General features: G+C 60.8%; 25 protein-coding genes. 20 read left to right on the plus strand and 5 right to left on the minus strand.

Features of this window, described 5'->3' with window-relative positions; genetic code table 11:
• Positions 1–40 precede the first annotated feature (40 nt).
• The 19 genes from AC07FD_RS05880 (at position 41) to AC07FD_RS05970 (ending at position 13,474) form a co-directional block, all read left to right on the plus strand.
• Positions 41–946 carry a branched-chain amino acid ABC transporter permease gene (locus AC07FD_RS05880; protein ID WP_478349061.1) on the plus strand — a complete coding sequence of 302 codons (906 nt, stop codon included), beginning with the start codon at positions 41–43 and terminating at the stop codon, positions 944–946.
• A gap of 188 nt (positions 947–1,134) precedes the next feature.
• Positions 1,135–1,719 (plus strand): TRAP transporter small permease subunit, encoded by a 585-nt coding sequence (locus AC07FD_RS05885; protein WP_478349062.1) that lies wholly within the window; start codon positions 1,135–1,137, stop codon positions 1,717–1,719.
• Complete coding sequence (locus tag AC07FD_RS05890; RefSeq protein WP_478349063.1) at positions 1,716–3,491, plus strand: TRAP transporter large permease; 1,776 nt, start codon at positions 1,716–1,718, stop codon at positions 3,489–3,491. Before AC07FD_RS05885 ends, AC07FD_RS05890 begins: the two co-directional genes overlap by 4 nt.
• A 19-nt stretch (positions 3,492–3,510) precedes the next feature.
• Positions 3,511–4,539: a zinc-dependent alcohol dehydrogenase family protein gene (locus tag AC07FD_RS05895; RefSeq protein ID WP_478349126.1), complete on the plus strand. Its 1,029-nt coding sequence runs from the start codon at positions 3,511–3,513 to the stop codon at positions 4,537–4,539.
• Positions 4,540–4,776: 237 nt separating this feature from the next.
• Positions 4,777–5,994, plus strand: a complete 1,218-nt coding sequence (locus tag AC07FD_RS05900) for a tyrosine-type recombinase/integrase (protein ID WP_478349064.1) — start codon at positions 4,777–4,779, stop codon at positions 5,992–5,994.
• On the plus strand, positions 5,994–6,578 hold the full coding sequence (locus AC07FD_RS05905; RefSeq protein ID WP_478349065.1) for a hypothetical protein: 585 nt from the start codon (positions 5,994–5,996) through the stop codon (positions 6,576–6,578). Before AC07FD_RS05900 ends, AC07FD_RS05905 begins: the two co-directional genes overlap by 1 nt.
• 126 nt (positions 6,579–6,704) lie before the next feature.
• The gene (locus AC07FD_RS05910; protein ID WP_478349066.1) at positions 6,705–6,908 is read left to right on the plus strand and encodes a helix-turn-helix transcriptional regulator; all 204 of its coding nucleotides are present in this window, start codon (positions 6,705–6,707) and stop codon (positions 6,906–6,908) included.
• Positions 6,908–7,102: a hypothetical protein gene (locus tag AC07FD_RS05915; RefSeq protein WP_478349067.1), complete on the plus strand. Its 195-nt coding sequence runs from the start codon at positions 6,908–6,910 to the stop codon at positions 7,100–7,102. The genes AC07FD_RS05910 and AC07FD_RS05915 overlap by 1 nt, the downstream gene beginning before the upstream one ends.
• Positions 7,103–7,241: 139 nt before the next feature.
• On the plus strand, positions 7,242–7,445 hold the full coding sequence (locus AC07FD_RS05920) for a hypothetical protein (RefSeq protein ID WP_478349068.1): 204 nt from the start codon (positions 7,242–7,244) through the stop codon (positions 7,443–7,445).
• A gap of 119 nt (positions 7,446–7,564) precedes the next feature.
• Entirely contained in the window at positions 7,565–8,566 is a 1,002-nt protein-coding gene (locus AC07FD_RS05925; protein ID WP_478349069.1) for a DUF3631 domain-containing protein, read from the plus strand.
• The gene (locus tag AC07FD_RS05930; RefSeq protein WP_478349070.1) at positions 8,563–8,823 is read left to right on the plus strand and encodes a hypothetical protein; all 261 of its coding nucleotides are present in this window, start codon (positions 8,563–8,565) and stop codon (positions 8,821–8,823) included. Before AC07FD_RS05925 ends, AC07FD_RS05930 begins: the two co-directional genes overlap by 4 nt.
• Positions 8,820–10,082: an HK97 family phage prohead protease gene (locus tag AC07FD_RS05935; RefSeq protein WP_478349071.1), complete on the plus strand. Its 1,263-nt coding sequence runs from the start codon at positions 8,820–8,822 to the stop codon at positions 10,080–10,082. Before AC07FD_RS05930 ends, AC07FD_RS05935 begins: the two co-directional genes overlap by 4 nt.
• Positions 10,079–10,300: a hypothetical protein gene (locus AC07FD_RS05940; RefSeq protein ID WP_478349072.1), complete on the plus strand. Its 222-nt coding sequence runs from the start codon at positions 10,079–10,081 to the stop codon at positions 10,298–10,300. The genes AC07FD_RS05935 and AC07FD_RS05940 overlap by 4 nt, the downstream gene beginning before the upstream one ends.
• Complete coding sequence (locus AC07FD_RS05945; protein ID WP_478349073.1) at positions 10,297–10,512, plus strand: hypothetical protein; 216 nt, start codon at positions 10,297–10,299, stop codon at positions 10,510–10,512. Before AC07FD_RS05940 ends, AC07FD_RS05945 begins: the two co-directional genes overlap by 4 nt.
• A 107-nt stretch (positions 10,513–10,619) precedes the next feature.
• Positions 10,620–10,988, plus strand: a complete 369-nt coding sequence (locus tag AC07FD_RS05950; protein WP_478349074.1) for a hypothetical protein — start codon at positions 10,620–10,622, stop codon at positions 10,986–10,988.
• On the plus strand, positions 10,988–11,287 hold the full coding sequence (locus AC07FD_RS05955; protein ID WP_478349075.1) for a hypothetical protein: 300 nt from the start codon (positions 10,988–10,990) through the stop codon (positions 11,285–11,287). The genes AC07FD_RS05950 and AC07FD_RS05955 overlap by 1 nt, the downstream gene beginning before the upstream one ends.
• A 401-nt stretch (positions 11,288–11,688) precedes the next feature.
• Entirely contained in the window at positions 11,689–12,111 is a 423-nt protein-coding gene (locus AC07FD_RS05960) for a hypothetical protein (protein WP_478349076.1), read from the plus strand.
• 627 nt (positions 12,112–12,738) lie between these two features.
• Positions 12,739–12,954, plus strand: coding sequence for a hypothetical protein (locus AC07FD_RS05965; RefSeq protein WP_478349077.1), 216 nt, complete (start codon positions 12,739–12,741; stop codon positions 12,952–12,954).
• Positions 12,955–13,003: 49 nt separating this feature from the next.
• Complete coding sequence (locus tag AC07FD_RS05970) at positions 13,004–13,474, plus strand: GNAT family N-acetyltransferase (RefSeq protein ID WP_478349078.1); 471 nt, start codon at positions 13,004–13,006, stop codon at positions 13,472–13,474.
• Between the two features lie 102 nt (positions 13,475–13,576).
• Here the strand turns inward: AC07FD_RS05970 and AC07FD_RS05975 are convergent, their stop codons facing one another.
• Genes AC07FD_RS05975 through AC07FD_RS05990 form a run of 4 tightly spaced genes read right to left on the minus strand, consistent with a single transcriptional unit; the run spans position 13,577 to position 14,614 of the window.
• Positions 13,577–13,831, minus strand: coding sequence for a hypothetical protein (locus AC07FD_RS05975; protein WP_478349079.1), 255 nt, complete (start codon positions 13,829–13,831; stop codon positions 13,577–13,579).
• Positions 13,828–14,076 (minus strand): hypothetical protein, encoded by a 249-nt coding sequence (locus tag AC07FD_RS05980; protein WP_478349080.1) that lies wholly within the window; start codon positions 14,074–14,076, stop codon positions 13,828–13,830. Before AC07FD_RS05980 ends, AC07FD_RS05975 begins: the two co-directional genes overlap by 4 nt.
• A complete protein-coding gene (locus AC07FD_RS05985) occupies positions 14,073–14,459 on the minus strand; it encodes a hypothetical protein (protein ID WP_478349081.1) in 387 nt (128 codons plus the stop codon). The genes AC07FD_RS05980 and AC07FD_RS05985 overlap by 4 nt, the downstream gene beginning before the upstream one ends.
• Positions 14,456–14,614, minus strand: a complete 159-nt coding sequence (locus tag AC07FD_RS05990; RefSeq protein ID WP_478349082.1) for a hypothetical protein — start codon at positions 14,612–14,614, stop codon at positions 14,456–14,458. The genes AC07FD_RS05985 and AC07FD_RS05990 overlap by 4 nt, the downstream gene beginning before the upstream one ends.
• Before the next feature lie 308 nt (positions 14,615–14,922).
• Here AC07FD_RS05990 and AC07FD_RS05995 point away from each other — a divergent pair, with 308 nt between their 5' ends.
• Entirely contained in the window at positions 14,923–15,297 is a 375-nt protein-coding gene (locus AC07FD_RS05995; protein WP_477225152.1) for a VOC family protein, read from the plus strand.
• Between the two features lie 65 nt (positions 15,298–15,362).
• On the opposite strand, the gene AC07FD_RS06000 is transcribed toward AC07FD_RS05995, so the two are convergent.
• Positions 15,363–16,472 carry a TRAP transporter substrate-binding protein gene (locus AC07FD_RS06000; protein WP_477412385.1) on the minus strand — a complete coding sequence of 370 codons (1,110 nt, stop codon included), beginning with the start codon at positions 16,470–16,472 and terminating at the stop codon, positions 15,363–15,365.
• Between the last annotated feature and the right edge of the window lie 79 nt (positions 16,473–16,551).

Here is a 16,551-nt window from a genome sequence, read left to right on the forward strand (position 1 = left end):
ACAACCATTACTTCCGGACGGCATGGTCCAAGGGTTTTGCATGCTCTATTTCTTCCAGCAGGTGCTGAACGGGCTGCATTCGGGAGCGCTCTACGCGCTGCTCGCCTTCGGCTACGTGCTGACCAACGGCATCCTGCACCGCACCAATCTCGCCTATGGCGCGCTGTTTGCCTTTTGCGGCCAGACGATGATCCTCACCGCCGCCTTCGGCTATCAGGTGCTGTGGCTGACGCTGCTGGCTGCGGTGGCACTCGGCGTCGTCGCGGCTTTCCTCTATGCCGGGCTGGTCAGCTACGTGCTGTCGCGCAGCGTCTTCGAACCGTTGGCCGACCGCTCGCCCAATGCGATCGTGGTGACGACGCTCGGCGTCCTGCTTTTGTTGTCGGAGGCAAGCCGTATCGCCGCCGACACGCATGATCTATGGTTGCCGCCGATGCTGGCGCAGCCCGTCGTTTTCGCGCAGGACGCAACCTTCAAGGCGACCTTGACGCTCATCCAGATCATCGACTGCGCGGTGGTGCTGGCGGCAATCGTGCTGGCTGCGTGGGCATTTGCCCGCTCGAGCTTCGGCCGGAACTGGCGCGCCGTCTCCGACGATCCCAAGGCGGCCGCCATGTGCGGTGTCGACGTGCGCGCGGTGTTCCGGCATGCCGTGCTGTTCGGCGGTTTCTGCGCAGCGCTGGCCGGCGTGATGGCCGGCCTCTATTACGGCAATGTCAGCTTCGGCTCCGGCCTCGTCTACGGCTTGAAGATCCTGTTCGTGACCGCGGTCGGCGGCTATCTCTCGCCGCCGCGCGCGGCGCTCGGTGCGGCGGCCTTCGGCATGGCCGAATCGCTTTGGGCCGGCTATTTCCCGGTCGAATGGCGCGACGCCTGGATGTATCTGTTCCTGGTCGCCATGCTGGTGCTGATCGGCGCCGGCCGCGACACCAGCAAAATCGCCTGAAACCATCAGACTTTGGTTGCATGACGCGGGGGCAGACCGCCAATATCCGGACCTGCCCTCCGATGCGATGACCTTTGCTGCCTCCATCCTTGTTGACCGGTCCGGCCACGCGCGGCATACCGTTGGACCACGCGGCGTGACGGACCTGAGGGGGGAAGCTGGCACGCCTCCGGCACAGGGAGGAATGCATGGCAGGGCTTCTCGCTCTATCCAGGACCATTGATCGCGCGAACGAATTCATCGGCAAATGGGTGTCGTGGCTGATCCTGCTGGCGATCCTGGTCAGCGCCGCCAACGCCATCATCCGCAAGATCTTCGACATATCCTCGAACGCCTGGCTGGAACTGCAATGGTATCTGTTCGGCGCCGCCTTCATGCTGGCTGCCGCCTATACGCTGAAGCAGAACGAACATATCCGCATCGACATCGTCTACGGCCTGTTTTCGCGCCGCGTGCAGCACTGGATCGACCTTCTCGGCCATGTCCTGTTCCTGATGCCGTTCGTGACGTTGATGGTGTTCTATTTCGTTCCCTATGTCCGGCTGTCGTTCCACAGCGGCGAAATGTCCAACAATTCCGGCGGGCTGATCGTCTGGCCGGCCAAGGCCATCCTGCTGGCCGGCTTTTTCCTGCTGGCACTGCAGGGCATTTCCGAGATCATCAAGAAGATCGCCATCATGCGCGGCGACATGGACGATCCCAACCCCTTCGTCTCCGCGCATGAGCAGGCCGAACTGGAAGCCAAGGCGCTCGCCGACGAGGTGCGCTCGTGATGGAGTTCATCGCCCAGAACATGGCGCCGATCATGTTCGCGTCGCTGATCCTGTTCATGCTGATTGGCTATCCCGTCGCCTTCTCGCTGGCCGCAAACGGGTTGATGTTCTTCTGCATCGGCGTGCTTTTGACGCCATATTCGGGCGGCGCGATCAACCTCGCCTGGCCGCTGCTCTATGCGCTTCCGGACAATTTCTACGGCAGCCGGGTGATGTCGAACGACACGCTGCTGGCCATTCCGTTCTTCACTTTCATGGGCATCGTGCTCGAGCGATCCGGCATGGCCGAAGACCTGCTCGACACGATCGGCCAGCTGTTCGGACCGATCCGCGGCGGCCTCGCCTATGCGGTGATCTTCGTCGGCGCGCTGCTGGCGGCGACCACCGGCGTGGTGGCGGCATCCGTCATCGCCATGGGGCTGATCTCGTTGCCAATCATGCTGCGCTATGGCTATGACCGCCGGCTGGCGTCCGGCGTCATCGCGGCGTCGGGTACGCTAGCCCAAATCATCCCGCCGTCGCTGGTGCTGATCGTTCTGGCCGACCAACTCGGCCGTTCGGTCGGCGACATGTATGCGGGCGCGCTCATTCCCGGCCTGGTTCTGACGGGTCTGTATTCGCTCTACATTTTGATCGTATCGATTTTTCGGCCCAAGATGATGCCGGCGCTGCCACTGGAAGCGCGCACGCTCGGCCATGGTGTGATGTCGCTGCTGGTGGCGCTGGCGGTAACGGTGGCCATCTCCTATGCGGCATATCGTTATCTGGCGCCGGCGCATGGCGACAATGCCGATATTCTTGGCGCCTGCGTCGGCGTGATCCTGATCTATGTCGTCGCGATCGCCGACAGGCGGCTGAACATCAACATGATGTCGCGGCTGGCGCAGCAGGTCATCATCGTGCTGATCCCGCCGCTGGCACTGATCTTCCTGGTGCTGGGCACCATCTTTCTCGGCATAGCCACCCCGACGGAGGGCGGCGCCATGGGCTCCGTCGGCGCATTGATCATGGCGGCGGCAAAAGGTCGGCTGTCGCTGGACGTGGTCAAGCAGGCGCTGGCCTCGACGACGCGGCTGTCGTCCTTCGTGCTGTTCATCCTGATCGGCGCGCGGGTGTTCTCGCTGACCTTCTATGGCGTCAACGGGCAGATCTGGGTCGAACACCTGCTGACCTCGCTGCCTGGCGGCGAAGTCGGCTTCCTGATCGGCGTCAACATCCTGGTCTTCTTCCTGGCCTTCTTCCTCGACTTCTTCGAACTCGCCTTCATCATCGTGCCGCTGCTGGCGCCGGCCGCGGACAAGCTCGGCATCGACCTGATCTGGTTCGGCGTGCTTCTGGGCGTCAACATGCAAACCAGCTTCATGCATCCGCCGTTCGGCTTCGCGCTGTTCTACCTGCGCTCGGTCGCCGCGCGCGTGCCCTATCTCGACCGCATCACCGGCAAACAGATCGCACCAGTGACCACCGGACAGATCTATTGGGGCGCGGTGCCCTTCGTCTTAATCCAGGTGATCATGATCGGGCTGACCATCGCCTTCCCGCAGATGGTGATGCATTACAAGGGCACGGTGGTCGATCCCGGCACGATCGACTACAAGGTGCCGGAACTACCAGCCCTGTCGCCGCTTGCCGCACCGCCGGCCGACGGCGGTACGGCGCCGGCGGCTCCTGCCGCCCCTGATCTGTCGCAACCACCGAGTTTCGGCGACACGCCGCCGGCCAAACCGGCAGCTCCGCAGCCGGACCTGTCGCAACCGCCAAGCTTCAACTGAGACCGGCATGGCCAAGATCATGAAAGCGGTTCGGTTGGAAGCGGTGGGCAGCATCGCGCTGCGCGAGGTCGACAAGCCCGACATCGGGCCGGATGAGCTTCTGGTGCGCGTTGAAGCCTGCGGCGTCTGCGGCACCGACCGGCATCTGTTCCACGGCGAATTCCCGTGCACGCCGCCGGTGACGCCCGGGCATGAATTCTCCGGCATCGTCGAGGCTATCGGAGAATCCGTATCCGGCTTTGCCGTGGGCGACCGCGTCACCGGCGACCCCAACATCGCCTGCGGGCGTTGCGCGCACTGTCATGCAGGGCGGGTCAACCTCTGCAGCAACCTGCGTGCCATCGGCATTCATCGCGATGGCGGCTTTGCCGAATATCTTGCCTTGCCGCAGAAGCAGGCTTTCATCCTGCCTGCCAGCCTGAAGCCGACGCATGGTGCCTTCTGCGAGCCGCTCGGCTGTTGCCTGCATGGCGTGGACCTGGCCGAAATCAGGCCAGGCAGCTCGGTGGCCGTGCTTGGCGGCGGCGTGATCGGCCTCCTCACCGTGCAGCTGGCGCGTCTGGCGGGGGCCACGACCATCATCCTGTCGACCAGGCAGGCCTCGCGGCGCGCGCTCGCCGAGGATCTCGGGGCCACGGCGACGGTCGATCCGACCGCCGCCGATGTCATCGATGCCGTCGCCGGGCCAACGGGCCTGGCGCCAGGCGGTGTCGACGTCGTCTTCGAATGCGCGGGCGTGCGGGAGACCGTCGAGCAGTCGATGCGGCTGGCCCGCGCCGGCGGGACGGTCGTCATCGTCGGCGTGACGCCGCAAGGCATGAAAGCGGAATTCGAGCCATTCGATCTGCTGTTCCGGGAATTGAAAGTGCTCGGCTCCTTCCTCAATCCCTTCACGCATCGCCGCGCCGCCGAGCTCATAGCATCGGGCGCAATCGAGATCGACCGGTTGATCTCCAGGCAGGTGGGGCTCGAAGACGCAGCAGCGGTGATCGCCAATCCGCCGGCACCCGGCGAGGTCAAGGTGCTGGTGGTGCCGCACCCTGGCTGAACGGCTGCGGCTTGGCCGTGCGCGCGCTTGCCGGCACCCCATCGACCGGTTATTGGGTGCGCGCCGAAAAAGACATGACCGGTTCGGTAGTCCGTCAACCTGTTGAATATGCTGTCTTTACTGCCAAGCGAAGGCTTGTTTTTCCTAATCCCAAGGCGTATTCCCATGACGATATTGCGCTATGTCGTCTTTGTTGACAAGGCCGCGCATTAGGAAAACGCATAGGGAAAAACCTGGATGGCTCGCCACAAGCTGCGAACCGACAGCCAGATAAAAGGGCTCCCGCCAGGCCGGCATGGCGATGGCGATGGCCTATGGCTATACGTCCAATCGTCAGGCTCCCGGTCTTGGGTGTTCATTTACATCAGGCAGGGCATCCGCAAGGAATTGGGCCTTGGCTCCTACGGCACCCTTTCCGGCAAGATCAGCCTGACAGACGCACGAGCCCGCGCCGACGAGGCGCGAGAGATCATCAAGAGCGGTGGAGATCCCTCTGCGGAAATGGCGTATCGGCGGCGGCTGGTGAAGCCTCGGACCTTTGGCGAATGCGCTGACGAGTTGCTGGCTACGAAGGAAGCAACGTTTCGGAACGCCGAGCACCGCGCTCAATGGCGCATGACGCTGACCGAATATGCCGCTCCGCTCCGCAAGCTTCCCGTTTCCGATGTCACGACCGACGCCGTCGTCAGAGTTTTGCGGCCGCTATGGTTGAGCAAGCATGTGACGGCAAAGCGTCTTCGTGGCCGCATCGAAAGGGTTTTGGATTACGCCAAGGCAATCGGCCTGCGCGACGGCGAGAATCCAGCACGGTGGAAAGGACACTTGGACCACGTTCTCGGCGATGGTCCGAAACTTGACCGCGAGCATCACGCGGCGATGCCCTACAATGACCTTCCGGGCTTCATGGAGCGGCTTCGCGCGGATGCGGGCACTTCGGCGCGAGCGCTCGAGTTCTGCATTCTGACGGCCACGCGCAGCGGCGAAACTCTCGGTGCGCAATGGGACGAGATCGACCTGTCCGCTGCCACTTGGACTATACCGGCCAGCCGAATGAAAGCTGGCAAAGAACATGAGGTGCCGCTCAGCGCCCGCGCTGTCCAAATAGCGCGCAGCCAATACGAGAACCGGCTCTCCGACATGGTTTTCCCTGGTCGGGCGCCGCGTGACCCTCTGAGCAGAATGGCGATGGCTTATGTGATGCGCCGGCTCAATGTCGGTCACTACACCGTGCACGGCTTCCGCTCGGCGTTCCGAGATTGGTGCGGCGACGCCACCAGCTTTCCGAGAGACGTCGCCGAAATGGCGCTGGCGCACAAGGTCGGGGACGCGACCGAACAGGCCTATCGACGCGGCTCGGCGATCGCGAAGCGGCGAAAGTTGATGGATGCCTGGGCGGCATATGTGTCGACGGTCAAGGGCGGCGCGAACGTCGTCGTCATAGGGAGGAAGCGCTGATGTCCAGGCAGTTTCTCGTCGAGCCCGCAGCCGGGTTCGTGCCGTCATTTCCAGACGATGCGAGGTGCGAGATCGAGAGAAGATGGCCGTCTGTGCCGATTAAGCGAATCGAAAGCGAATTTACAAACTATATGCTCTACCGGCCGGCGGCCAAGGCCCAGCCCGAACCGGTAGAGATAGAGAGACGTTATACCAAATTGCAGGAAGCCGTCCGCAGCCTGATGACCGAAATTCAATGGCTGAACAGAAACAATCTTGGCCGAATGGTGGAGCAGGAATTTTTGGAGCATTCCAATATTCTCGACGAAACCTATGAAAAATTGATGGTCGTTGATGCCCTTCTTCCTCGTGGACGCAAGCATCTACCGCAAGGCCACCAAGTGAAGCCGAGTTATCCGATGGCCTTCAATGTCGGTTGCATGCTCCAGGATGTAGGTCTCCCGATCAACGCCAAGCCAAAAGGTCCGCTCTGTCAACTGGTGGAAATTATCCTGCATGCTGCGGGGGAAAAACCCAAAGGCGTCATAGCTATCGTGAAAGCTATCCTCCCCTTTTTGGAAAAGAGGGCGTCGGAACGCTCCTAGTTTTTTAGAATGACTTGATGCGCCGCCTCGTCGCGTGTGCAAATTAGACAGCCATCAACGTCAACAGCGACGACGGTGGCGACCATAAAGGCCACCTCGCCGCACTAAAGCGAAAGGTGGTCTAAAATGGACGGCGAAGCTGCTCTGATTTCTATCAAGGAAGCTGCTCGGCTTACCTCACTCTCCCGCACCAGCATCAACGAGAAGCGAGCGGTCGGCAAATTCCCGCAGCCGGTACCGCTCGGCGACAAGCGGATCGCTTTCGTCAAGTCCGAGGTCGACGCCTGGATCCGCGAACGCATCGCGGCCCGCAGGTCGGAGGCCGCATGATGACCGGCGAGCGCGGAATCGAATTGATCCTGTCGGCGGCTGCATGGTTGGCTGAGACGCCGAAGCATCTGCGGCCAAGGCCGGCGGTTGTCGAGTTGCGTGAAAAGTTCGGCCTCAACGCCGCCGCAGCGATCCAGGCAATCCGCCACCACGATTTCGGACTGGAGGTGTCGAATGACAATCGCACCCCATGAAAGCCGAAACCCGGCCGCCTTGGCAGCGACCGGGCATTCAGGAATGTCGACGGGCGGGGGCTTAAATCGACGGTATCATGATACCGCGCCTGAACCTTCCCCGCAAGTTGTCCCCAGCCCGGTTGTCCAACATGTGCGCATGGCGCGCGGCCACCTGTTGAACGCCGCGTTTCGTTTGGACGACGAGGGCTATTCCTGCCGCCTGCTCAACAGCCTCAACGATGGCACCGCCACGTTGCTCGCCGAATGGCATGGCCGGCGCCGGCCGAGCATCGGGGAGGAATTGCCGGCATATGTCATCGAGGCCGCGATCGAGTGGCGCCAGCAGAGGAGGCGCGCTTGATGGAGGACGATTTCGCCGCCTCGCTGCTTGACGAGGTTTACAACTTCGTCGGCCGCTTCGTTGCCTATCCATCTGAAGCCGCGCATGTCGCGCATGTCCTATGGCTGGCTCATTGCCACATGATGCAGGCCTGGGAATCGACACCCCGGATTGCGTTCCTGTCACCGGAGCCGGGATCTGGAAAAACACGCGCGCTTGAGATTTCCGAGCTGCTCGTCCCCCGGCCGGTCGAGTCGGTGAACGTCTCGCCGGCCTACCTCTTCCGCAAGGTGGCTGACGAGGCCGGCGCGCCGACCATCCTGTTCGACGAGATCGACACGATCTTCGGGCCGAAAGCCAAGGACAACGAGGAAATTCGCGGCTTGCTCAACGCCGGCCACCGTCGCGGCGCCACCGCCGGCCGCTGCGTTGTCCGGGGCAAGATCATCGAAACCGAAGAGTTGCCGGCATATTGCGCCGTGGCGCTGGCTGGGCTCGGCGATCTGCCTGATACCATCCTTACCCGTTCGGTGATTATCCGCATGCGGCGCAGGGCTCCAGACGAGGCAGTCGAGCCGTATCGCCGCCGCGTGCATAAGCCCGCTGGCGACGTAGTGCATAAACGCCTGGCAGGCTGGGCCGAGTTCATCTCCGCAGACATCGGCAATCAATGGCCGGAGATGCCGGCAGGCATAAAGGACCGCGACGCCGACGTCTGGGAACCGCTCCTAGCAGTCGCCGATGCGGCCGGCGGACATTGGCCGGCGCGCGCTCGTGTTGCGGCTGTTGCGCTTGTTGCGCTCTCTAAGGAGAGTACACCCAGCCTTGGCGTCCGACTGCTCTCTGACCTCAAGGCAATCTTTTCAGATAGCGAGGTACTGGCCACCGAATCCATATTGATCCGGCTTTGCGGTCTCGATGAATCGCCCTGGTCAGACATGAGGGGAAAACCTCTCGATGATCGACAGTTAGCCCAGAAGCTCCGCCCCTACGGCATCAAACCAAGGGTTGTTAGGATTGGGACAGCGACACCGCGCGGCTATCATCATGCAGATTTCCTTGATGCCTGGAACCGCTACCTGTCTACGCCTCCCCAGGAGACCGCAACAAGCGCAACAAGCGCAACGGCGGTGGCAGCATGAGCGGCGCCGCCAGGATGCGCCGGCATCGCACCCGGCTGCGGCAAGGCACAACACCATTCGTGATCGATGTCGACGAGGTGAACTTTGCCGCCTTCCTGATCGCCGCCGGGTATCTCTGCGCAGATCAGGCTGAAGATCGACCCGCCATAAGGACGGCGGCCGAGAAATGGATCGCTGCGGCAACGTCGGCAAGGGCCTTCGAAAGTGTGACGCTGTCACGCCTCGAACTTTTCAAATCAGCTACCAAGGTCTCATGACCATCGACATCGACGACAGAATGACCATCAAGACCGCCGCGACCGCGAAGTTCACGCGGGTCAAATTCGTCGATGAAGAGCAGCGCATCATTGAGGGCGTGGCGAGCACACCGGTTACGGATCGTGCAGGTGATATCGTGGAGCCATTGGGTTGCGCATTTTCCCTGCCTCTTGTGTTTCTGCTCGACCATCGATCAGACCAAAACGTTGGCGAGGTTTTCGAAGCCCGCGTGACCGCCAAGGGCATCCGGTTCAAGGCCAGGATAGCCAAGATCGAGAAGCCGGGTGCTCTACAGGATCTGACGAATTACGCTTGGGATCTGGTGAAATCGGGCCTTCGCAAGACAGTATCGATCGGCTTTCGCGGCCTGGATACCGAGGTAATGGCCAATGGCGGGCTCCGCTTCAAGACGTGGGAGCTTCTGGAAATTTCGCTTGTGTCAATTCCAGCGAATCCAATGGCATTGATCGAGAGCTTCAAAGGCGATCCGCAAGACACTCCCGCGCCGCAGATCAAGCTGCCGGTGCCGCCAGTGGTGGTTCATCCGCCAGCGGCGGAGCCTGCGGTGATCACCAAAGCTCAGGAATTGCTTGGCGTCCGCGACCGACTGCGCGACCTGAATAAGCTCTACGACAAACTCGTCGACAAAAAATGGCATCACGTCGGCGCCGCTCGTGACGGAATCGACGCGCACCTCCGCAAGGTCGATGCCGAGCGCGCCGCGCTCGTTTCTCGGCAGATCGAGATCGAGACGGGCGTCGATCTTCGCGAAGAGCCGCCAAAGCAGGCCGCGCCGCAGCAACAAATCCAAGCGCGACAGTGGGAGGTGCGAGACCTGCCGGAGCCTGCCTACCCGTTCGGCGCGCGCAAGTCCGGGGATATGGATCTGATCGACAAGACCTTCGCTGCTTTCCTGGATTTCTATCCAGACACGTTGTCCAAAGTCTTCAGAGATGCCGGCGCCCATCCGAACGATAGCGTCACCTTGGAAGATGTCGTCACCGTTCGCGCCTTCGACATGGCGGGCCAAGCCTGGTCGGCTTTCCGCATGAAGGAACTCGAAGAGCGCGTCGCAGAGATCGAGGCCAAATCACAGCACTTTGCCGGTGTCCATCAGCGGGCGCTGGAATATCGCAAGGGCGCGCTCGTCACCTATTCCGGAGCCTTGTGGGTCGCTGTCACCGATACGCCGGCCGGCGCTATTCCCGGTGCTGCCGATTGCTGGCAGCTCGCAGTCAAATCAGGGAGCCTCGGATGACCGACACCACCAGACAGCGCAACCCGCTTCGCGGACCGCCGCCACGCAATGCTGAGGAACTCGACGCGCTTGGCCGCGCGCTATACGGCGACAGCAAATGGGAAGCGCACATGGCCGCTCGCCAGCGCGAAAGAGAAAAGGCCCACGCGCGTGGCCTGCCCGATGCCAGCCTGTCGCTCGACGCTTTCACGAAAGGCAACGAGGAGCCGAGGTCATGACCATACAAGAAGCGCTAGACGAGATTCGGGACATAACTCGGGGTGCGGTCGAGAGGCGCGCGCAGGAGATGATGGACCACCCCAACATCGACGCGGCCGACATACCGGCGCTTCTGCGCACGTTCGTCGCGGAGCAGATCGAACCCCTGGTCAACCCTATCCTGACGAAGGTCGAACGCCACCTGGATGAGTGTCATGCAACCAGACACTGACCAACACCGGGGGGGTATCTGGAAAAGCAAATCGGGTTTGGGGTCCAGACCGCTCCGGGCCACAACTTTCACGTAATTGAGCAATTCATTCAAAGGGCCGAAAAATCGTGGCTAAAAATCTCAAACTGGTAGCCAGCAACCCGCCCGCAACCCAGGCGCCACCGCGTCCGCTCGGCGAACACGGGATGGCTCTGTGGCAGTCAGTCCTAAGCCAATACGGCATCACTGATGCTGCCGGTATCGAGTTCCTCGTGACTGCATGCCAGGCGCTAGACCGGGCCGAGGCGCTGAAGGCGCAAATCGATTCCGACGGCGCGATCGTCCGCACCAAAGCCGGGCTGAAAGATCACCCGGGCCTGAAGCACGAGATCGCCGCACGCAGCTTGTGCATTCGGACGCTTGCCCGTCTCGGGCTCGACCTCGAGCCGTTGCGCAGCGGTCCCGGCCGGCCCTCTGGCATTGGATACGTGGGCTGATGGCAACGAAGAGAAAACCGATAGACCGCAGGCGCCAGATTGGTGGCGAGGCTGAATACCGGGCATGGCGCGACGTTTTCGAGAGCAGTTACGACGATTTTCACGATCTCGATGAGTTCGGCGTTTTCGATCCTTGCGGGCGCATTGTCCGCGTCGCCGATCTCCCAGCCGCACGGGCTGCGTTCCGCGAGGCGACTGCGGACGCATGGCAGCGGTTCGGACATCGCTTTATGGCTGAATGGGTGCCGACCGATAGGCGCGCAAAGCCGTGGGCACTCATCGAGATGGGAGCGCCATAAAGTGGCAACAAAACGCACCCCGTTGCGCCGCGACATCAAACGCCGGATCACGCCGGCCGCCATCGCGGCATTCAAGGCTGGCGACGACGACGCTCTTCGCGACATGCTTGGCATGAAGCCATGGGAGCCGTCGCCATCGGAAGTTGACGGGCCGATGCCTCCAGCATCCTCATCAGGGACGGCCTGGGCTGCCGCATGGCCTGCCGTGTGGGCGCTTCGGCAAGAGCTGGAGGCGGCTGCTTTAGAAGAGCGCGGGCCCGCACCTAAAGGACAACGAGCAGCCCGCAAATGACTCGCAACGACTATGCGTAAAGCGGTAGATCGGGAAGAGCCTTGCAAGTGCATTTCTGCTAATATGAAACGTCCCGCACATTCACGCGTGACGAAAATGGGAGGATGCGATGGATAACTTGAATCGCAGATCTGCAATTGCTCTCAGTGTGACGGCCGCTGCCATAACGCCATTGTTCGCCTTGGCGGCATCTGCAAAAACCAAGGAATACGGCCCGAAGGACGGCAAGGAGATTGCCCCCGGCGTCAGGGTGGTGGAGGTCGGCACCGGGAACGCCGACATTGCCGCTTACAAGAGCATCGCGATTGTCGACGTGGTCTTTCAGCCCGGTGCACATGCTCCGGCAACGATGATGGACAACGATATGGTTTGCACAATCGCTGCGGGCGAATTCACCATCAAAAAGGTGGACAAGGAATTCAAGCTCAAGGAAGGCGACATGTATACGTGCGCCAAGGGCAAGACAGATGAGGCGACAAATACAAGTGCCGTAGTCGGCGTGCATCGCATCGCCGTTCTGATACCTGCCTAGGAGATGCAGGGGCCCCGCCGCCGGTGACACACACCGCAGCGGGACGCTGATTTAGCAGCGGGGCGCTAGGACAAAAGAGGCGGCCCGGCTGTGGCGCGTGCAAATAACCAGCAACCGGGCCAACCTTGGTGGCACGTCCCAATGGGTGATTAAAACGGCAACCAAGTCCCTCCCGCCGGAGAAGCCCGCGCCGTGAAGCCCCTAGTCCAGAAGCCCCATCAGACCGGCGAGTAAATAGGCGGCAAGCGATAAGCTTACAGTTATGGTAATGACCGCCATGGGGGTTACCCAGTCACGCATCCCCTTACAGTGCATGAGGCGGGATTGAATTCTATTGGCCATAGGGGAGGCAGGCGGTGGCTACACAGCCGTAGGGGAATGGCCGGCGCTATCCAGTTCAACCCGCTACAGAAGCTGTAGGAGCAAAAATATTTTCATAACGGATTTTTGGGATTTCGGCGCCGGAGAGGTAAGTGCCTAACGGAGAGGCACGCGCCTCGTAGCACCCTTTTCGACAAAAATCAAGCCCTCCACCCGGCTGATTGACACCCCGTTAAGAAAAATTAGATATGGGATGGTGCCTGACAGGTACCTTGCGAAGCACCCCATAACAGGAAAGGAGACGACATGAGTATCAAATCCTCTGCATTCGGCGGCGTCACCTTGACGGGTGATGATGCTAAGAAGTTTCTTAATCAGGTCCGCTATGGTCGGCCAAAAGCAGCAGCAACGGCATCCGCCAAGCGTGGCTCTGTCATGCTTTGCAAAATGCAAAAGTCGGGTTCGGTAAGCGTTACGGTCAAGAAAGAATCGGACGCGAAATCCCCTGCCCGGAAACGCTGAACGCAAATTCCAAATAAGAGCACTCGGTGAGAAGGATGGAGTAACGTCCTTGTCACTGGGTGACGAAGCGTTCACGCCTCTCAAAACGTATCTTCGTAAAGATGCCAAGTCCCATGAAGGTGCAAGCCTAGCTCGCACGTATGTGGCGGTTGAGGACGGCACCGAAAGAGTGAGTGCCTACATCACCATCATATGCGGAGAAATCGAGGTTCAAGCCAACCATGAAGGCGAAGACCTTCAGTACCCATATTCAAGATATCCAGCGGTCAAAGTCGCTAGGCTGGCGGTAGACCGACGCCTTCAGAAGGGCGGCATCGGACGACTGCTTATGGATCTAGCCATAGGCATTACGAGAGAGGTCATTTGCCCTAATGTGGGGTGCCGGTTTCTTGTCGTGGATGCCAAGAAACCATCAATTGATTTCTATGGGAAATACGGTTTCACGATGATCGATACGCCGGATAACAAAGCGTCAGAATCGCCCGTCATGTTTATCGACCTTCATAGGACCGTGGTGTAACGCCAAGTTGCGCTAGTCCGTGGCATTACAATCGGGGCATCATAAGAAAAGGCCCGGAAGCCGAAGCCTCCGGGCCAATGTCGTCAACCGATTTCCGGTTAATCAGTTCATTGGCGAATGGGTTTCCCCGGTCATCCGTCGCGCCTCTTGCCGACCGAATGTTTCCGCCGCCATGAGCTTCATCGTCTCGGCCGTGACAATGAACTTCGCCACGCAAACGCGTTCCTGGCTACCGTCGAAGCCTCGCTGGTTGGCGTAGTACGACAAGCGGAACAGGTTCGCCGATACTTCCTCGACGCGCCCAACGCCTTGCACAAAGGTGTCTAGGACCACTGCGGGCTCAATCATATCGGTCATGCTGCACCGCCCTTCTGGTCTTCCAGAGCTTTGTAATACGCCCGCTTCATTTCGCCTGACAGCTTTGACGCCATACTGGCCACGAAGAAAAGCCGTTCCCCTTCGCCTTGGGTCAGCACGTGGTTCCCGTCCGGAACCGTGGAAAAGACCTCCATCATGTCAAGGAGAACGTCGAGCATGTTGTCCGCATCGCAGATCAGCGGCTCAAGATCGAAGAAAGTTGTCTTCCCGATGGCGGCGCTCATGACTGCAACCCTTCCAGATAGGCCAGCGCTGCAGCCACCATCGGCGGCACCGTCGGAGATGCCTCGAACGAACCCATTTCGTCCAGAGCAAGACGCAAGGCCTCAATGGCGCCTTTCTTCGATCGTGCCGGCCGCTCCCATTCCTCGATGACGGTCAGCCCAAAGGAAGCCTCGGCATAGGCGTCCAATTTGTCCTCATCCTCTAGCCGCGCGTTCCGGTTGAAATCGTCAATGCCAGCGCGAAAGGCGGCGATCGCATCGATCAGTGGATCATTGACGGGAGTAGCCGCCGAAGCCGTTACAGCGCCTCCCAAGGCTGGTACAGAGGCAACAGCGCCGACAAGCAAAGCGCGGCGGGAAAACCTTCCGAGGATCGCGTTCATTGGCCCACCTTCCGCTCTTCCCGGTCAATGATACGGGCGCCAGCGTCATGGAGGGCATTGGAGAGGCGGAGGAGCCTCAAGGCGAGGTGCAGGCGCACCAAGCGCATTCGCAAGGCTGCTGCGGCCAGCAGCAGGCATATGGCGGCGTAAGTCATAATGTCTCTCCTTCGGTTGCATTTTCCTTTAGGAAAAGCATTGGGGAGAAGGCACCGCCTCGAAGCATAAACGACGCAAAATCAATGAGATAGACGGTCAAAAGTCCGGTTCGGTAGTCCGGTCTCTTCCGTTTTTGAACGGAGGCCTGTTCACCGCATGATTTGCGGGAGAACCCACGGCCGGCAAGCGAGGCGAAAGCCCGCGAGCCGGTTGGGTCATGTCCGGATTTCCTGATGCCACGGCCCCGCCGGTTCACGGTCTGCAGCCACGCCTGTCCGCGCTTCAACCAACGACAGGACAAAGGACCATGAAACTGAACCATGCCAATCTCATTGCCACCGAAGTCGCGGCTCTTGCCGGCTTCTTCACCAGCCATTTCGGCTTCGAGCTTGTCGCCATGCGCGGCAAGGATGCCTTCGCGGTTCTACGCGGAACGGATGGCTTCATCCTCAACCTGATGATGCCGGGTAAGGGAGAGACGGCCAGATATCCCGATGGTTTTCACGTCGGCTTCATCGTCGGCAAACCGGACATTGTGCACGCAAAGCAGGCCGAGCTTGCCGATGCGGGCCTCGCGCCTGGCGAAGTCCAGGAGCTGACGCGAGGCGGCGTCAATTCGACCACCTTCTACTGCCTTGCGCCAGGCGGAATACTGATCGAGGTGAGTTCCTCGCCAGCCTGAAAAGAAAGACCCCGGGCGAACAGGCCCGGGGTCCTGGAATGAATACATTGGAGTGGTTTACAGGGCTAAAGCTTGCCGTTGCGCTGCTGGACCATCATGAAAGTGTCGTAATTGTATTCGGCCACCTGCGCCCAGAGATAGTGCTCCTTGCGGAAGCCCTTGATCGATTCCCAGATCTTCTTGAACGGCGCGTTGGAGGCTTCCATTTCGGCATAGACCTCGTTGGCCTTTTCGAAGCAGGCGGCCATGATGTCCTGGCTGAATGGGCGCAGCTTCGCACCACCGGCCACCAGCCGCTTCACCGCCGCCGGGTTCAGATAATCGTACTTCTGCAGCATGTTGGCATCGGCAGCCTGGGCCGCGGTGCGCAGCAACGATTTGTAAGCCGGCGAAAGCTCGTCGTATTTCGCCTTGTTGAACATCAGGTGGACGGTCGGACCGCCTTCCCACCAGCCGGGATAGTAGTAGTAGGGCGCGACCTTGTAGAAGCCGAGCTTCTCGTCGTCATACGGGCCGACCCATTCGGCGGCGTCAATGGTGCCTTTTTCCAGCGCCGGATAGATGTCGCCGCCGGCGATCTGCTGCGGCACGACGCCGAGCTTCTGCACCACCTTGCCGGCAAAGCCGCCGATGCGCATCTTGAGGCCGGACAGGTCGGCAACCGTGTTGATCTCCTTGCGGAACCAGCCACCCATCTGCACGCCGGTGTTGCCGCCCGGCAGGCCGAAAAGGCCCTGCGTGGCGAGAAACTCGTTGAACAGGTCAATGCCGCCGCCATGGTAGTGCCAGGCGTTCATGCCGCGCGCGTTGAGCGAAAAGGGAACCGCCGCACCGAGCGCCCATGTCGGGTCCTTGCCCCAGTAGTAGTATGCCACCGTGTGGCAGGCCTCGACCGTGCCGGCCGTGGTGGCGTCGGCGGCCTGCAGGCCGGGCACGAGTTCGCCGGCGGCAAAGACCTGGACCTGGAAGTTGCCATCGGTGGCTTCCGACAGCATTTTGGAGAACACCTCGGCGCCGCCATAGATGGTGTCGAGCGACTTCGGGAAGGACGACGCAAGCCGCCACGTCACCTTGGGATTGGACTGGGCTATTGCCGGCGCCGCGAGCGTGGCCGCCGCCGCCGCAGCACCGACGCCAGTAACACCAGCCTTGCGAATGAATGAACGACGATCCATGAAGTTCCTCCCTTTTGGACCAGACAGACCGACGTTCCGAAAATCCTCGCTTCCGTGTCGGTTGGCGCGAAACAATACA

It is taken from the genome of Mesorhizobium waitakense, from assembly GCF_056431085.1.

Excerpts from the sequence above, each read along its gene's own strand:
- AC07FD_RS06000 (WP_477412385.1), bottom strand. The coding sequence starts at position 16,472 with ATGGATCGTCGTTCATTCATTCGCAAGGCTGGTGTTACTGGCGTCGGT.
- AC07FD_RS05900 (WP_478349064.1), top strand. The coding sequence starts at position 4,777 with ATGGCTCGCCACAAGCTGCGAACCGACAGCCAGATAAAAGGGCTCCCG.
- AC07FD_RS05995 (WP_477225152.1), top strand. The coding sequence starts at position 14,923 with ATGAAACTGAACCATGCCAATCTCATTGCCACCGAAGTCGCGGCTCTT.
- AC07FD_RS05955 (WP_478349075.1), top strand. The coding sequence starts at position 10,988 with ATGGCAACGAAGAGAAAACCGATAGACCGCAGGCGCCAGATTGGTGGC.
- AC07FD_RS05880 (WP_478349061.1), top strand. The coding sequence starts at position 41 with ATGCTCTATTTCTTCCAGCAGGTGCTGAACGGGCTGCATTCGGGAGCG.
- AC07FD_RS05920 (WP_478349068.1), top strand. The coding sequence starts at position 7,242 with ATGGCGCGCGGCCACCTGTTGAACGCCGCGTTTCGTTTGGACGACGAG.
- AC07FD_RS05945 (WP_478349073.1), top strand. The coding sequence starts at position 10,297 with ATGACCATACAAGAAGCGCTAGACGAGATTCGGGACATAACTCGGGGT.
- AC07FD_RS05895 (WP_478349126.1), top strand. The coding sequence starts at position 3,511 with ATGAAAGCGGTTCGGTTGGAAGCGGTGGGCAGCATCGCGCTGCGCGAG.
- AC07FD_RS05905 (WP_478349065.1), top strand. The coding sequence starts at position 5,994 with ATGTCCAGGCAGTTTCTCGTCGAGCCCGCAGCCGGGTTCGTGCCGTCA.
- AC07FD_RS05980 (WP_478349080.1), bottom strand. The coding sequence starts at position 14,076 with ATGAGCGCCGCCATCGGGAAGACAACTTTCTTCGATCTTGAGCCGCTG.
- AC07FD_RS05925 (WP_478349069.1), top strand. The coding sequence starts at position 7,565 with ATGATGCAGGCCTGGGAATCGACACCCCGGATTGCGTTCCTGTCACCG.
- AC07FD_RS05990 (WP_478349082.1), bottom strand. The coding sequence starts at position 14,614 with ATGACTTACGCCGCCATATGCCTGCTGCTGGCCGCAGCAGCCTTGCGA.
- AC07FD_RS05935 (WP_478349071.1), top strand. The coding sequence starts at position 8,820 with ATGACCATCGACATCGACGACAGAATGACCATCAAGACCGCCGCGACC.
- AC07FD_RS05985 (WP_478349081.1), bottom strand. The coding sequence starts at position 14,459 with ATGAACGCGATCCTCGGAAGGTTTTCCCGCCGCGCTTTGCTTGTCGGC.
- AC07FD_RS05885 (WP_478349062.1), top strand. The coding sequence starts at position 1,135 with ATGGCAGGGCTTCTCGCTCTATCCAGGACCATTGATCGCGCGAACGAA.
- AC07FD_RS05965 (WP_478349077.1), top strand. The coding sequence starts at position 12,739 with ATGAGTATCAAATCCTCTGCATTCGGCGGCGTCACCTTGACGGGTGAT.
- AC07FD_RS05915 (WP_478349067.1), top strand. The coding sequence starts at position 6,908 with ATGACCGGCGAGCGCGGAATCGAATTGATCCTGTCGGCGGCTGCATGG.
- AC07FD_RS05940 (WP_478349072.1), top strand. The coding sequence starts at position 10,079 with ATGACCGACACCACCAGACAGCGCAACCCGCTTCGCGGACCGCCGCCA.
- AC07FD_RS05910 (WP_478349066.1), top strand. The coding sequence starts at position 6,705 with ATGGACGGCGAAGCTGCTCTGATTTCTATCAAGGAAGCTGCTCGGCTT.
- AC07FD_RS05975 (WP_478349079.1), bottom strand. The coding sequence starts at position 13,831 with ATGACCGATATGATTGAGCCCGCAGTGGTCCTAGACACCTTTGTGCAA.
- AC07FD_RS05930 (WP_478349070.1), top strand. The coding sequence starts at position 8,563 with ATGAGCGGCGCCGCCAGGATGCGCCGGCATCGCACCCGGCTGCGGCAA.
- AC07FD_RS05960 (WP_478349076.1), top strand. The coding sequence starts at position 11,689 with ATGGATAACTTGAATCGCAGATCTGCAATTGCTCTCAGTGTGACGGCC.